Below are 14,543 nucleotides of genomic sequence, written 5' to 3' on the forward strand. Positions count from 1 at the left end.
TCCCGAACCTTCTTGTTCAGGGCTTTCACCTCGGATGCGCTTACAACCTCATCACCGGATTCAATCGCGGACATGCCACCGTCTTTCATCAGCTTCTTCCAACGGAACAACAGACTTGCTGATATACCATGACGCCTGGCTACAAGCGATACCGACATGCCTGGCTGCTCACACTCTGCAACCATGAATGCTTTCTCCTGCGCGGAATACCGGCGACGGCGCTGCACTCCGGTTATGACTTCGATTCTCTCCACCTTGGACACTCCTTTGCACTAGGTCTATGCCTAGGCCTTTGCTTCTACCAAGGTGTCCGGTTTAAATGGGGGCTACTACATGTTCATAGCAGCGCTCCGTTAACGATCGCCCGCAGCTCCTGACGGATGGGGTAGGTGGACGACGGAATCAGTTGCGTCATGAAAATCATCACCAGTTCCTCAACGGGATCGACAAAAAAGTTGGTGCTCGCAAGGCCACCCCAACCGTACTCACCGACCGAGCCGTTGGTCTGGGATTTGGCGACGTCCGTTTTTACCGAAAAACCCAGACCAAAGCCAGTCCCGGCAAACGGTGTCTCGCTGAATGCACCGACAGACAGGCCCGGCAGGTCTTGATTGCCGGGCAGATGGTTACGACACATGAATTCCAGAGTTTTTCGACCAATAATCCGCCGCCCCCGGAACTCGCCACCCTGACACAGGGCCTGGGCGAAGTGGAAATAATCGTCGATGGTGGAAACCAGCCCGCCGCCGCCGGACATGAACTGAGGCTTGCGCCGGAAGGGAGACGTCTCGGGGTCATCCTGCAGCGTGAACTGATCACCGGCCTGGTACTGATAACAGGCAGCGAAGCGGTCAAGCTGATCATCCCGAACGTGGAAGCCGGTGTCACACATGTCCAGAGGCTCAAAAATATGCTCCCGCAGATACTCATCAAACGGCTTATCAGACAGCAACTGCACCAGATACCCCAGCACATCCGTGCTGACCGAATAGTTCCAGGCTGTGCCCGGGGAAAACTCCAGAGGCAGCTCTGCCAGGTGATCGACCAGGGCTTCCAGCGACATACTCCTGCTGCCATCCAGCTTGAGCTCGCGGTAGGCAGCGTCAACATTTGTGCGCTGCATGAACCCGTAAGTCAGGCCTGACATATGCGTGAACAGGTCGCGAATCGTCATGGTGCTGGATGCAGGCGTGGTCAGGAAGTTGGGATAAACCCCGCTTTTATAAATCCGCTGGTGTCTCCAGGCAGGAATATACTTGTGTACGGGATCATCCAGTAAAAACCGCCCCTGCTCATAAAGCTGCATCATGGCGATAGACGTAATCGGCTTGGTCATGGAATAGATGCGGAACACCGTATCCCGGCGGACCGGCTTGTTGCGTTCCACGTCCATCAGCCCCTGGGCTTTCACATAGGCAATCTCCCCTCGCCGGGCGACCAGCGTCAGCGCGCCGGGTAACTTCCCGGGCTGGAGATAGCAGCGGTCAAGGTGACGTTCTATGTTTGGAAGATGTTCCGTAGACAGGCCTGCCACCTGTGTGAGCTCCGTCATTGCACGGGTACCTCTTCAAGCGCCTCATCCCAGGCTGCCCTGCTCGCCGTGAAAATATGCGCCGTTGGCTTTATGGAGACGTCAGTGTCCAGACACCCTGCTGGAACCACAAGCAAACCTTCAAGCTGGGTGCCTGGCAGTGCGGAACCACACAGCTTACAAAAACTCTTGCTGTGGCGAGTACCCGGAAGCGTGTAGGACGTCACGGCATCCTCACCGGCCAACCACGTCAACTTGCCGGTTTGTGAAAACAGATTTGCTGCATGCGCAGACCCCGTATCCTTTTGGCAGTGCTGGCAATGGCACAGGTAAAAGCTCTCGAAATCGCCTTCAATCCCAAATGTCACGGTGCCGCAAAGGCAGGAACCAGAATGAACAGTCATCGGTGTTTCTCTATCGTTGTTACCGAATAGCCAGGACATCCTCGATATCTACCGGCCTTGAGAGTACGGATTTATACCAGATAAGGTCTTTCTTCAGCATCAAGGGAAGCTCAAGGCCGAGTAAATGCACGGTCTCGTATCGAGAAAAATCGATGTTTAGCGCAACCCACGCTCTATTCTGCGCATCGAAGATTTGTGCACCGTCAGCTTTACCTACCTCCACTTTGACGCCCTCATATTTGAACTGGACGTAAGTCAGATTCCAGCCCTCCTCCTGGCGGTGGGCAGCCGCTTTGGATATAAACGGCTGCCCTGCTTGGACCACAGACAAAAAGTGCTCCCCAGGGACAAAGAGATCAATGTCATGCAGATCGCGTTGGGAGCCATATGCCCTTACGGCGAGCCCGCCACAAACCAGGAAGGGAATATTCCTGTCTCTCAGTAGCGACGCAATCCACTTGGCGGCTGATTGATGCACGCTCTCTCCTTTCGTGATTAAAGCTGGACGATTGCCCTGGTGGGTAGGATGCTTCGATTCCGCCCAACGCATCTGATAGTGTAATCGACCTTTCAGTAACCGTTCATTGGAACTCTGGCATGGCCCCCTCCAAGCAGCACCCATGGCTTCCGCTACTCATATTCCTGGGCGCGGCCTTTACCTTCAGTGTGACCATGATCGGCACCACCATGCCGACACCGCTCTACCCTATCTACCAGGACAGGTTCGGCTTTTCCGATCTGATGATCACCATCATCTTTGCCGCCTATGCCTTTGGTGTGATCGCCGCACTGGTCATGACGGGGCGCTGGTCTGATCAGATAGGCCGGCGGCCAATGCTGTTCGCGGGCCTGGCTTGTTCCATTATCAGCGACCTGGTGTTCTGGCAGGCCAATGGGCTGGGAATGATACTCACCGGCCGGGTGCTGTCCGGTCTGTCTGCGGGGATCTTTACCGGCACGGCCACCGTGGCCGTGCTTGAATTGGCACCACCCCACTGGCGGGACAAGGCAACCTTCTTTGCTACGGCGGCCAACATGGGCGGGCTTGGCCTCGGCCCAATGCTTGCCGGCGCCCTCTCCGAGTATCTGCCGTGGCCACTGCACCTGACCTTTCTGGTGCACTCCGCCATGGCCCTGCTGGCCGTGTGCTGCGTCTGGGCAGCCCCGGAGACCGTCTCGAAACCCGCTCGCCCAAAACTGACCGTCCAGCGCCTGAGCGTGCCACCGGAAGTTCGCGGTGTATTCATTCCCGCCGCCATTGCCGGATTTGCGGGCTTCGCCATGTGCGGGTTCTTCACCTCCATCGCCCCGGCGATGATGGGTAAGGTGCTGGGCTATGACAACCGGTTGCTGATCGGTGTTGTTGCCGGCAGTATTTTCATCGCCTCAACCCTGGGCCAGTTCCTGCAAGGTGCCCTGCCGCTGCGGCTGCGCCTTCCTCTGGGCTGTGTGTCTCTGATGCTCGGGGTAATTCCGATAGCAATGGGCATCTATACCCAATCCCTCGCACTATTCATAACCGGCGCCGTGATTGCCGGCATGGGCCAGGGTATTTCATTCCGGGCCGGCATGGGCGCCATCGCCTCGGCCAGCCCGATTGCGGAGAAGGCCGCCGTAACGTCCGCCTTCTTTGTTGTGGCCTATATCGCGATCTCGGTGCCGGTGATCGGCCTGGGCGTGATGGCAACCGTGACCAGCCTGACCACAACCGGAATCAGTTTCGCCGCTGTTATGGGGTCACTGGCGGCGCTGGCATTGGTACTGTTGATTCGGCGGGAACGGGTAGAGGCGTGATGAGGCCGGCAAACGGCCGCGTACTACTGCGACTGGTTATGAATTGGCGCTGCAACCACCGGCCCTAAGCACACGTTTGGTTGACGCCGGATATTTACCAAGCAGTGACGCAGGGCGAATCGGACGGGGCGAGAAATTACCACCACAGTTGGGGCATTGGTTATCCAAAATACCCGAGGCGCACGATTGGCAGAACGTGCATTCGAATGTGCAGATGACAGCCTCACTGGAGTCCGGTGGCAAATCCTTGTTGCAGCACTCGCAATTGGGTCTTAATTCGAGCATCGAGTTCTCCCTGCTGATTCATCACGCCGCCAGCATGCGCGGCTTTGTCGTGCAGTGATGAGAAACTATATCTGATCTAGCGCTCCCCGACCCATTTCCCGTCAATATTAATAATCTTGCACGGATATTCAGCTTCGTGTTTTTTGTTATTTTTCTGACAATCTATCAACGAGTTCTCTATCGCGTACTTGATTGAGGTTCTATTTGACTTCCAAGACCAGGCTCCCACATCTGATTGAGCAAAAGCCTTGTGCTCGGTGGCATGGACATATCCCTCGCGGTATGACTTCAGCGCCTGATTCGTCATGAGTGAAGCCTCACCAACGGCCTTTTTTTCAAAAGACGACTCGACGATTTCGCCTGTGCCTGGTGCTGCAGGGATGGGTTGTTCATAGGTTGCACATCCAACCAGCAGAGGAATAAATACGATGAAGATTCCCGCTCTCAAAACTGACTCCTTGATTGATGCTCGCGCCGAGCAAGGCGCTCGATGTCACTTGCGAAAAAAGCCGCATGCCAGCTTTCTCGTAAACGTTTCAGATCTTCTTGATGCATGGACTTATCCCTGTCTTTGAAAATTAACGCCGAAGCACAGCGGCGCCACGACAGTGGCGCCCGGCGGACATCGGCCGCGAACTGCTGCGCCTTGTTATAAGCTCTATACTACTGAATTGAAACAATAATTTTATTTCTCACAAGCTCAACCGAATCCCTATTGTAGCCAGCAACCGCAACCATGAGTTTGCTTTGGTTAGGTGATAATTCTATGCATTTAACTACAACACGGTTCGACTTTACGTTCCCGTATATTCCGTACTCATTCTCAACCTGATTCTCTAGCCCCAGGACTTGCAGGGCATATGAGCTTTGTATTTCGCAAGCCTCTTTGGATTTGCTCAGGTCTTTAAACGATGACCAAAGCTCAGGCGGTTTTTCCTCAGCGAGAGCTGATCCTGATAATAAAAGTAAAAGAATTAAAACTGCCCTGTTGATCATGCCGATTTCCCTAATGCTTAACGCCGTGCGCAGCGGCCGGTTTGTGGAGCGCAGCGGAACAAAACGGTCCGACTGGCGCTACTGGTTAGCTATGCTCAACCTATTGCAAAGCACTAAGGATTTTGGCGTATTCCCGCTCTTCATGACGCTGACTCAGAATCAGATGAATAGCTTGCCGGATTAGAACAAACTTTGCTTTACACTCCTCTTCGGATAGCTCGTGAATCCCCTTGCTCAAAATGCCGTACATGTGAGCTGATCGAACTAGCCGAGAAGGTAAGTGGCCTGAAAGAAGCTTTATTTTATCGACCATTTTGGAACGGTCGTACACTTCTTCGTCCAGCTCTCCAGCCTCTTTGGCCACTTGCCGAGCTTCCTCTACAAGCTGCTCAAAAATTCGTCGAAGATAGACAAAAGCACCAATACCCACGCCATGAGAATACAAACCAATTGCGGTTCCTAACTCTCTGCGGAAGTGTGTTGATAGTTCTTTGTGTGCTTCATCTAGCGCGCCAAAATCCATATCAGCCTTGGATGGGAATTGGCCGACTTTTGTCAGGTCACTGCTAGAGCGGTAGAAGAGAACGTAAAGATCGTGGTCACATTTCCCTAGAGGGCGGTCCGAGTCTTGGCGAACACATTTGCCGTGTACCGTAATAAGCCCAAATTTAGTAATCTTTTTGGTTTCTTCATCGGCTAGGTAGTAATCAGGCCCCTGTATCTTGAAAACACTCTGACACTTACAGTTTGGGCAGTACGCATCTACTGAGCCTGTCCTCACCAACTTGGAAACGTCTTCATCACTGACATCGGACAGGTCGTACTCACTATATAGCGAGTCCTCAACCAAAACCTTCTGATTATCCGAAAATTCCATACTTGTCAGAACTCCCTTGAAAGCTAACGTTTTGCTCAGCGGCAATTTAAAGTGGTACGTTTTTGCGAATGCAAAACAAGTGCCGCTTTAAATTGTCCGCTGGAGCTATTTGTTAGCAGCTTTTTGTTCTTTGTAAGTAATATAAATATGTATTAAGCCCATACCTCCGTGACCAATCACATAGACTTCTATTAATCCGGTAAATATTTCGTGAAATTCCTTGGCATCACTAGCTTGCGTAGGATTGTACGACCATAATATAAACCAAGTCGCGCCCGATAATACAACTAATAATAACGCACCTATACCGAGCCCTTGAATTACAGCTGCGAGTCCTTTTGGTGATGCATCTGGAATTTGTAATGATTTCAATTTTCTTAGATCTGATGTTATTTGAGTAATGTCACCTGATAGGTAAGGATAAAAATATGATAATCCATGTTTCGATAGTTCAATCATTGTAAATGCAAGAGCAAGCACTACAAGCAACAAGCCTATGCTTATATGTGCCCACGTACTATAATTTTCAATTAAATTTTGGCCTATTACTCCTTCATCGTTAATTTCAATAAAGTTACTCAAGATTATTTGGAGTAATACCAAGAGCAGTATTGAATAGTGCAGATAACGTATTAATGGTGTGAGCTTTACCGTAAAATAGTTCCGAATTGTTTTAAGCATATCAATCGCCTTAGCTTTTCTTTAAATAAAAATGTCTCTGAATATTTTACTGCTAACAGCTGTATTAGCTGTATCTAAAAACATGAGTGCTAATACCAAATTCGGCATTATGCTATCACGCCAAATATTCGACCTACTCCTGCTGTTAGTGCCATTGCGAGCGTACCCCAGAACGTAACTCTGATAGCACCGACAGTTATTGGTGCGCCACCTGCACGCGCCGCAATACCGCCAAGAAGGGCAAGAAAAAGCAGAGAGGATACTGCAACAAGAAGAATGAGTAAGTTAACTGGTACAACCCAAGCAATCACCAATGGAAGTGCAGCACCAATTGTGAAGGTGCCTGCTGAAGAAAATGCGGCTTGAACTGGCCGAGCATTCCCATTCTCTGAGATGCCTATTTCATCTCTAGCATGCGCTCCTAGAGCGTCATGCTCCATAAGCTGGTCAGCTACTTGCTGTGCTAGTAATGGATCAACACCTCTTCCTTCATATATTTTCGCAAGTTCATTTTTTTCAAACTCAAAATCTTCTTCTAAGGATTTCTTCTCAAGTGTGAGATCTGCATTTTCAGTATCTGACTGAGAGCTGACAGATACATACTCTCCTGCAGCCATAGACATAGCACCTGCCACTAAACCAGCAACACCAGCTAGAAGAATACTATCATGGGTAGTACTTGCAGCTGCAACACCAATAATAAGACTCGCAGTTGAAACTATTCCGTCATTTGCGCCAAGTACTGCTGCACGTAACCACCCTACACGATGTGATCTATGGATTTCTTTATGGCTCATATTATTTCCCAATGATTGTATTGCAGCTAACAGCTAATTATACGAACGCGTTCGTATATCACCCGTTCGTAAAACTCCATTCAAACGCGCTCAAGAAAAATCGGATTTCTCTCGTAAAAACAGCATCTTGAACACCAATTACCATGGTTACCGACGGAGTTATACGCCCTCTTTTGAGCCACTCCAGCTCCTACCGAGGGCGTATAACTCCACCCAGTCTTTTCCATCTTTCCAACCCTATCAGATAGTTACCGACATTTCTCATTTGGCATCTGGAGTTTTGCGAACGCATGCGTATAACTCCAGCACCCGGCGCCTCGACACTACCCTCTCACTTGCATACCTGAGATACTCACCTAGATCCACCAAACAGGATGTACCGGTCGTCTCCATACGCCGGGCGGTGGGCAAGGCTGCTCCCCTTTCGACAGGCGGGGCACAGGGAAACAACACGACAGGAGGTCACTCCCATGAAACGCATTGCTGTCTGCTTCGATGGCACCTGGAATCGCCCGGAAGAAATCCTGGGTGAGGACTTTCCCACCAACGTTCTGCAATTTGCCCGCGCCATCCGGCCTACCGACGGTAACGGGGTGGAGCAGGTGGTGTTCTACGACTGGGGCATTGGCTCCTACCACGATTCACTCCGCGCCGGCGCCACCGGTTACGGGCTGGAGAAGAACGTGATGGACGGCTACCGGTTTCTGGTGCACAACTACGAGCCCGGCGACGAGATTTTCCTGTTCGGGTTCAGCCGCGGTGCCTACACGGCCCGAAGTCTTTGCGGAATGATCAACAACTGCAGCATTCTGCGAAAAGAACACGGCAGCCGGATCGAGGAGGCCTTCAAGCTCTACAAAACCAAGAAGCACAAAGCCAACGGCGACCACTCCATGACCTGGAAGGCGAAATATTCGCTGGAACAGCGCACGCCGATCCGGTTTGTCGGGGTGTGGGATACCGTGGGCGCCCTGGGCCTGCCATTCACTTTTTTCGGCCTGATCAAGGATCGGGACCTGTTCTACGATTGTAAGATCGGCAGCAACATTCGCGTCGCCCGCCACGCGCTTTCGCTAGACGAGCAGCGGGAGGATTTCGAACCCACGCTCTGGGACCCGCGAGACGGCACCGATCTGGCCCAGGTCTGGTTTGCCGGGGTGCACTCGGACGTCGGCGGCGGTTACGAGCCAGACAAACAGGGCCGCACCCTGGCGGATATCCCCCTGCTGTGGTTGAAAGAGGAAGCGCAAAAACACGCCCTGGTGTTCAACGATTCCCTGCCCGCCGTAACCCACGCCAACGCCGATCAGCACAATGAGTACAAGGGCAAGTACAAGTTGCTGGGCAAGCTGGTACGCGAGATTCCGCCGCCTGAGACCAACCGCACCTGGGTGCATCCCAGCGTGAAAGAGCGCTATGCTGGCGGCTACCGTAGCGAGCCGATCGAGCAGTACAACAAGCTCCACGGCCAATGGCCACCGCTCTGGCCGGGATGAGTCCGCGCGTTATCGGCCTGGTTTTTGATAGACTCCGCAGCCACAGAGTACCGTTCGGTCGTGCCGGGCGGTTGTTCACCAATGGGGGCTGTAAGTTGTGAAGAGCTGGATTTTTCTGGGCGTTGCCATCGTAGCGGAAGTGATAGCCACCACCGGCCTGAAAGCCAGTGAAGGGTTCACCAAACTCTGGCCCAGCCTGCTGGTGATTGCCGGCTATACAATTGCCTTTTACTTCCTCTCGCTGACCCTGAAGGAAATTCCCGTAGGCGTGGCCTATGCCATCTGGGCGGGGATGGGCGTTGTGCTGGTGGCACTGATCGGCTGGCTGATTTACGGGCAGGCTCTGGATGCCGCCACTTTGATTGGTATGGCGCTGATCATCACCGGGGTTGCAGTGATCAATCTGTTTTCCAAATCAGTCGCTCACTAACCAAGCAATAAAACCGGAGCACCCATGCATCTCCCCTTTTGGCTGACCACTACCCTGCTCTTTCCGGTGCTACTCTACCAGGGCAAACAGGCGCGCCGCACAACGCCCAGGTTGCCGGAGGCCGGAGGCGCTCCGTGCGGCCAATATGGCGAAGGCACTCCCGCCAGGCGAGTTCTTGTGATTGGCGAATCCACGGCGGCCGGCGTGGGTGTTGAAACCCACGATCAGGGCCTGGCCAGCCAATTGGCAAAGGAGATTCACGAGCGCACCGACCAGACCATTGCCTGGCATACCTTCGGGGTCAACGGCATAAGGCTTGGAGCGTTGATTCAAAAGCTTGAAACCGCCGAGTTGCCAGAGGCAGATGTGGTGCTGTTGAGCATGGGGGTGAACGACACCACGGGCTTCACGCCCCGCTTTCGTTTCCGCCAGCAGTTGCGGGCATTGCGCCAATTGCTGGCGCCACGGTATTCAGGGCCTATTCTGCTTCTGAGCGTGCCGCCGATGCATCTGTTCACGGCGCTGCCCTCGCCGCTTCGGCATGTGATGGGGTGGCGGGCCCGGCAGCTGGATAACCTCTATATCCGGCTGGCGCGCCAGCTTCCCGGAGACTTCCGTTACGTGAACTACCCGGTGGTCACCGATCCTGAGCTTCTGGCCAGGGATGGCTATCACCCCGGCCAGAAGGGATACCGCTATATTGCCGAGGCACTGGCAGACAGGGTCAGCCCCACCAACCGGCCAGGCTAACCCTTCCTTCCTGCCTCACGGCGCCAGCTTGCGCTTCAGCGCCTTGGAAACCGAAAGCGGCAGGCTGGGCAATGAGCGCAGCATCCACGGCAGTATCCTGCGCTTGACCCCGCTCAGGGATTCCGGGATCACGGCTTCAATGAGGTGTGGTCCCGGCATTCTCTGGGCGTATTCCAGGGCTTTTGCCATTTCCTCGGCGGTGTGCACCCGCACAGCGTGAACGCCCATGCCGTTGGCCATTTCCGCGAAGTTGATCACCGGGCCGCGCAGGTCCAGCTGGGATTTGGCTTTCTCCCCGGCTTCTTCCGCACCTACCCGCTCCAGTTCGATGTTGAGCACGGAGTAAGAGGCGTTGTTGAAGATGATGGAGGTTACGTTCAGCTGTTCCCGGGCCATGGTCCACAGGGCCTGAATGGTGTACATGGCAGTGCCATCACCGATCAGTGCGATAACCGGCCGGTCCGGGCAGGCCACGGCGGCACCCACGGCATTGGGCAGGCCCTGGCCGATGGCGCCACCGGTGAGGGTGATCATGTCGTGGCGGGGCGCGCCGGCGGTCATTACCGAGAGCATCAGGCTGGAGGTGATGCCCTCGTCCACGATGATGGCGTTCTCGGGCATCAGTTCACCCACCGCTTTGCAGACTTTCTCGGCGGTGAGCTTGCCCCGTGGCCGGCCCGGCCGTTTCGCTGGTTGCAGCTTCGGTTCGGCCTGGCTGGCGCCAACGGCGTCGTTGAGCTTGTTCAGGCTGGCCAGGATGTCCTGGTCGGGCGCCACCAGGGTATGTACCTGGCAGGTGTCCGGCACCAGGTAGCTCTTCTTGCCGGGATAGGCGAAGAAGGAGACCGGCGCCTTGGCGTCCACCAGAATCAGTTGTTCCACGTCCGTCAGTTGCACCGTAGCCAGTTCGGCCAGGTAGGCCAGGCGTTCGATGTAAGGCAGGCCGGCGCCCCGCTCAATGCGGGTTGGGAAGGTTTCCGCCAGCAGGGTCACGCCACTGTGTGCGGCCAGTTTGGCGGCCGCCAGCATGCTCGGTTCGCGCAGGGAATGGCCACCCATCAGCAGGGCGGTTTTCTTGCCGGAACGGATGGCCTTGGCAATGGCTTCAACTGTGGCATCGTCTGCCGGCTCGGGCGTCGGCGGTGCCACAGGCGCGCTTGGCACACCGCCCTCACCCCAGGACACATCCGCCGGCAATATCAGCGTGGCAACCTGCCCGGGCGCGCTGCGGGCAGCGGCAATGGCTTCGGCGGCATCCTGGCACAACGTTTCGGTACTCTTGGCCGTGCGTACAAACCCCGGGGACACGTTGCGGGCAACGGTCTCGATATCAGACTGCAGCTGGGCATCGTATTTCACGTGGTAGGTGGCGTGGTCGCCAACAATGTTCAGCACCGGCACCTTGCCCTTGCGGGCGTTGTGCAGGTTGGCCAGGCCGTTGCCCAGCCCGCAGCCCAGGTGCAACAGGGTGGCGGCGGGTTTGTCGGCCATGCGGGCGTAGCCGTCAGCGGCGCCGGTGGCCACACCCTCGAACAGGGCAAGAACCGCCCGCATTTTGGGCTCGTCATCCAGGGCGGCCACAAAGTGCATTTCGCTGGTACCGGGGTTGCTGAAGCAGACCTCAACACCGGCATCCACCAGGGTTTTCATCAGGGCTTGTGCGCCGTTTGTCATTGTTGTTCTCCAAGCTTTCCGGGTTCAGGGTTTGAGTTTCTATCCAGTTGGTCTGTGCCGATGTCGGCAATTCGGGTAACGCCGGTGAGGGTCATGGCCAGGCGCAGCTCCTGCTGCAGACTGGCCAGCAGGTTTTTCAGCCCGGCCTCACCGCCGCCGGCCAGAGCCCAGGCCCAGGGGCGGCCGATCATCACGCCCCGGGCACCGAGAGCCAGGGCCCGGAAAATATCCACGCCACTGCGAATACCGCCATCCACGAGCAGTTCGGTTTCTGATCCCACAGCGGCCACAATTTCCGGCAGTTTGCTTGCGCCGGAGGCGACGCCGTCCAGCTGACGGCCGCCGTGGTTAGAGACGATGATGCCGTCTGCCCCCACGTTCACCGCCTGGCGAGCGTCTTCCCCATCCAGTATGCCTTTCAGCAGCAGGGTACCTTTCCAGTGGCGGCGCAGCCATTCAATGTCGGCCCAGGTCACGGTGGGATCAAACTGGGCATCAATCCAGGCCTTGAACGCGTCGAGATCCCCGGCATTCGGCACCACGTCACTGAGGTTGCCAAAGTTCAGGGGGCCGCCGCGCACGGCCACATCCCAGAGCCAGCCCGGGCGGGATAGCAGTTGAACGGCCTTCAGGGCCTTCGCGCGGGCGCCGGAGCTGGAGAGGCCATTGCGGAAGTCGCGATGGCGCATGCCCGGTTGCGGCAGGTCGACGGTAAACACCAGTGTGCGGCAGCCGGCAGCCCAGGCTTTATCCAGCAGGGCTTCGATGCGGGCCCGGTCACGAATCATGTAGAGCTGGAACCAGGCCGCCCTGGAAACGGAGGTCTGCACTTCTTCCACCGGGCAGATGCCCACGGTGGAGAGGGTAAACGGGATGCCGGCTGCTTCTGCGCTGCGGGCCGCCTGCACTTCACCACGCCGGGCCATCATGCCGGCCAGCCCGAGCGGCGCGAGCACCACGGGCATGTCACAGGTCTCGCCGGCCAGGGTGCTTGTGGTATCCACCTGATCGACATCAATCAATACCCGCTGGCGCAGCTTTATGCCGTCCCATTCAGTTTCATTGGCCCGGAGGGTCTGTTCGTCTGTTGCGCCGCCGTCCAGGTAATCAAACAGGAACCGGGGCAACCGGGCGCGGGCCCTTGCACGGTAGTCTTCAGCGGTGGCCGGGTAGCTTAGCTTCAGCGTCATGGCGGTTAGCCCCCCGCCACAATGGAGCGCACCGCTGCCCGGGCCGTCATGATGCATCCCGGCAGGAAGGTACCTTCCAGGGAGCGCTTGCCGTTGGCACCACCGCCACCAAAGCCTGCAGCCTCGCCCACACAGTAGAGACCTTCAACGGGTGCGCCCTGGGCGGTGAGGACGCGGCTCTGCAGATCAGTTTGCAGGCCACCCAGGCTCTTGCGGGTAATCAGCTGCATTCGGATGGCGATAAAGGGGCCGGCGCCGGATTTCTGCAACGGGGCCGGCTTGCAGGTGCGCAGGCGATCCGGCTTCCATTCCCGGGCATGCTGGATCATCCGGATCTGGGGGTCGTCGTGGAGGCTGGTGCCTGCCGCGAAGTTGGCATCAAAGGCATCCGCGGTAGCCTTGAGTGTTGCCGGGTTGATGTCGTTGGAGCAGGTCAGCGCGTTCATCTTGCCGGCCAGATCCGTCAGGCTGTCGGCCACCAGGAAGGCCCGGCTTTCATGCCGCATCTGCCGAATCAGGGCGTGGTTGCCCAGCAACAGCTCTTTCACAAACTGGGGGAACTGTTTATCCCGGATGCGGGCATTATGCTCGGCGCCCGAGATGGCAAATTCCTTGGCGGCGATGCGCCAGTTAAGCAGGTGCCAGGTCCAGGGCTTTTCCTGCTCGGCCACGCGCTGGCACAGCCAGTGGGTATCGAAGCCGGTCACCAGGGGTTCCGGGCCAATCCGTTCGCCCCGATGGTTCAACCACAGGGCGGATTTACAGGGAATGGTGGACAGGCCGTGGCCCGGAAAGTGGGGGTACGGATGCGGAAAACCGGCCGCGTAATTCCACATTTCGCCAGCGTGGGTAATCCGGCCTCCGAGGGTGTCGGCCACCCAGTGATGCATGCGGCCATCGGCATAGGGGTGGGCCCCATTCAACATGCGGGTGGGCTGCGGGCGATCCACCGGCCAGTTGGCGCGGCATTCCTTGTGGCTGCCGTTGATGCCGCCAGTGGCCAGAACCACGGCCGACGCCGCGAAGCGGACTTCCTCACCGGTGGCTTCGTTGATGGCCAGGGCGCCGCTGACCTTTCCCGCTTCGTGGTCCAGTTCGGTAATGCGATGCTGGTGCAGCAGCGTGAGCTTGCCGCTGGTGTTCTCCCGGTGCAGCGCGGTCATCAGGCAGCGGACCAGTTCCCGGGCGGTGCCCCACACCACATGGTAACGGGGCAAACGATTACCATCGCCGAAACGGCCGCGCTCAACCCAGTTCACGGCGGGCAGGAACTTGATGCCTTCGTTGCTGAGCCAGTCGTAGACCTCGGAGCGTGAATGCTCCACGTAGTAACGGGCCCATTGCAGGGGCAATTCATCGTCGGGGGCCAGCTCGCCAAAGCTGAGCCAGTCTTCCAGGGCAATCTCCGGTGTGTCGGCAATTTTCATGCGCTTCTGCAGCGGCGTACCCACCAGCATCATGCCACCAAAGGCCCAAAGCGCCAGGCCACCCATCCGTTCTTCGGTGTCCCGGTCTGCCAGGGTTACGGACTTGCCGGCGCGCAATCCTTCCAGAGCGGCGACAATACCGGCCAGCCCGCCGCCGACCACCAGAATGTCTGAGGAAATCACCTTGGCCATATCGCATCCGACCCGATCG

At 56.5% G+C, this 14,543-nt stretch carries 17 protein-coding genes; 4 read left to right on the top strand and 13 right to left on the bottom strand.

The annotated features are described in order from the left end of the window. The 4 genes from BM035_RS02055 to BM035_RS02070 all read right to left on the bottom strand — a co-directional run. The coding region (locus tag BM035_RS02055) for a transposase (RefSeq protein WP_139216015.1) at window positions 1–254 on the bottom strand (254 nt) is incomplete at its 3' end. A gap of 83 nt (window positions 255–337) precedes the next feature. Further along, window positions 338–1,552, bottom strand: coding sequence for a serine hydrolase domain-containing protein (locus BM035_RS02060; RefSeq protein ID WP_092030119.1), 1,215 nt, complete (start codon window positions 1,550–1,552; stop codon window positions 338–340). Then, entirely contained in the window at window positions 1,549–1,974 is a 426-nt protein-coding gene (locus BM035_RS02065) for a GFA family protein (protein ID WP_254775354.1), read from the bottom strand. Before BM035_RS02065 ends, BM035_RS02060 begins: the two co-directional genes overlap by 4 nt. Continuing rightward, window positions 1,955–2,413, bottom strand: coding sequence for a hypothetical protein (locus BM035_RS02070; RefSeq protein ID WP_092030122.1), 459 nt, complete (start codon window positions 2,411–2,413; stop codon window positions 1,955–1,957). Before BM035_RS02070 ends, BM035_RS02065 begins: the two co-directional genes overlap by 20 nt. 119 nt (window positions 2,414–2,532) lie before the next feature. Here BM035_RS02070 and BM035_RS02075 point away from each other — a divergent pair, with 119 nt between their 5' ends. Then, window positions 2,533–3,729: an MFS transporter gene (locus tag BM035_RS02075; RefSeq protein ID WP_092030123.1), complete on the top strand. Its 1,197-nt coding sequence runs from the start codon at window positions 2,533–2,535 to the stop codon at window positions 3,727–3,729. Window positions 3,730–3,765: 36 nt separating this feature from the next. Here BM035_RS02075 and BM035_RS02080 read toward each other — a convergent pair whose 3' ends face one another. From BM035_RS02080 to BM035_RS02105, 6 genes are all read right to left on the bottom strand, one after another. Continuing rightward, window positions 3,766–4,014: a DUF1272 domain-containing protein gene (locus BM035_RS02080; RefSeq protein WP_092030125.1), complete on the bottom strand. Its 249-nt coding sequence runs from the start codon at window positions 4,012–4,014 to the stop codon at window positions 3,766–3,768. A 76-nt stretch (window positions 4,015–4,090) separates the two neighbouring features. Further along, entirely contained in the window at window positions 4,091–4,462 is a 372-nt protein-coding gene (locus tag BM035_RS02085; RefSeq protein ID WP_092030126.1) for a hypothetical protein, read from the bottom strand. A 215-nt stretch (window positions 4,463–4,677) separates the two neighbouring features. After that, window positions 4,678–5,010 carry a hypothetical protein gene (locus BM035_RS02090; RefSeq protein WP_092030128.1) on the bottom strand — a complete coding sequence of 111 codons (333 nt, stop codon included), beginning with the start codon at window positions 5,008–5,010 and terminating at the stop codon, window positions 4,678–4,680. Between the two features lie 100 nt (window positions 5,011–5,110). Next, window positions 5,111–5,887, bottom strand: a complete 777-nt coding sequence (locus tag BM035_RS02095) for a hypothetical protein (protein ID WP_092030129.1) — start codon at window positions 5,885–5,887, stop codon at window positions 5,111–5,113. 105 nt (window positions 5,888–5,992) lie between these two features. Then, window positions 5,993–6,568, bottom strand: a complete 576-nt coding sequence (locus BM035_RS02100; protein ID WP_092030131.1) for a cytochrome b/b6 domain-containing protein — start codon at window positions 6,566–6,568, stop codon at window positions 5,993–5,995. A gap of 107 nt (window positions 6,569–6,675) precedes the next feature. Next, complete coding sequence (locus tag BM035_RS02105) at window positions 6,676–7,365, bottom strand: VIT1/CCC1 transporter family protein (RefSeq protein ID WP_092030132.1); 690 nt, start codon at window positions 7,363–7,365, stop codon at window positions 6,676–6,678. Window positions 7,366–7,835: 470 nt separating this feature from the next. Between BM035_RS02105 and BM035_RS02110 the strand changes: the two genes are divergently transcribed. The 3 genes from BM035_RS02110 (at window position 7,836) to BM035_RS02120 (ending at window position 10,041) form a co-directional block, all read left to right on the top strand. Then, window positions 7,836–8,861, top strand: a complete 1,026-nt coding sequence (locus tag BM035_RS02110) for a DUF2235 domain-containing protein (protein WP_092030133.1) — start codon at window positions 7,836–7,838, stop codon at window positions 8,859–8,861. A gap of 97 nt (window positions 8,862–8,958) precedes the next feature. Continuing rightward, window positions 8,959–9,291, top strand: coding sequence for a DMT family transporter (locus tag BM035_RS02115; protein WP_092030134.1), 333 nt, complete (start codon window positions 8,959–8,961; stop codon window positions 9,289–9,291). 24 nt (window positions 9,292–9,315) lie between these two features. Further along, entirely contained in the window at window positions 9,316–10,041 is a 726-nt protein-coding gene (locus BM035_RS02120; protein ID WP_092030135.1) for an SGNH/GDSL hydrolase family protein, read from the top strand. A 15-nt stretch (window positions 10,042–10,056) separates the two neighbouring features. Here BM035_RS02120 and BM035_RS02125 read toward each other — a convergent pair whose 3' ends face one another. Genes BM035_RS02125 through BM035_RS02135 form a run of 3 tightly spaced genes read right to left on the bottom strand, consistent with a single transcriptional unit; the run spans window position 10,057 to window position 14,524 of the window. Next, window positions 10,057–11,715 carry an acetolactate synthase large subunit gene (locus BM035_RS02125; protein ID WP_092030136.1) on the bottom strand — a complete coding sequence of 553 codons (1,659 nt, stop codon included), beginning with the start codon at window positions 11,713–11,715 and terminating at the stop codon, window positions 10,057–10,059. Next, on the bottom strand, window positions 11,712–12,905 hold the full coding sequence (locus BM035_RS02130; protein ID WP_175497331.1) for an L-lactate dehydrogenase: 1,194 nt from the start codon (window positions 12,903–12,905) through the stop codon (window positions 11,712–11,714). Before BM035_RS02130 ends, BM035_RS02125 begins: the two co-directional genes overlap by 4 nt. Before the next feature lie 5 nt (window positions 12,906–12,910). Then, on the bottom strand, window positions 12,911–14,524 hold the full coding sequence (locus BM035_RS02135; protein ID WP_092030137.1) for an FAD-dependent oxidoreductase: 1,614 nt from the start codon (window positions 14,522–14,524) through the stop codon (window positions 12,911–12,913). Between the last annotated feature and the right edge of the window lie 19 nt (window positions 14,525–14,543).

Origin of the sequence: Marinobacter sp. DSM 26671, assembly GCF_900112835.1 — a bacterium.
GTDB classification, from domain to species: Bacteria; Pseudomonadota; Gammaproteobacteria; order Pseudomonadales; family Oleiphilaceae; genus Marinobacter; species Marinobacter flavimaris.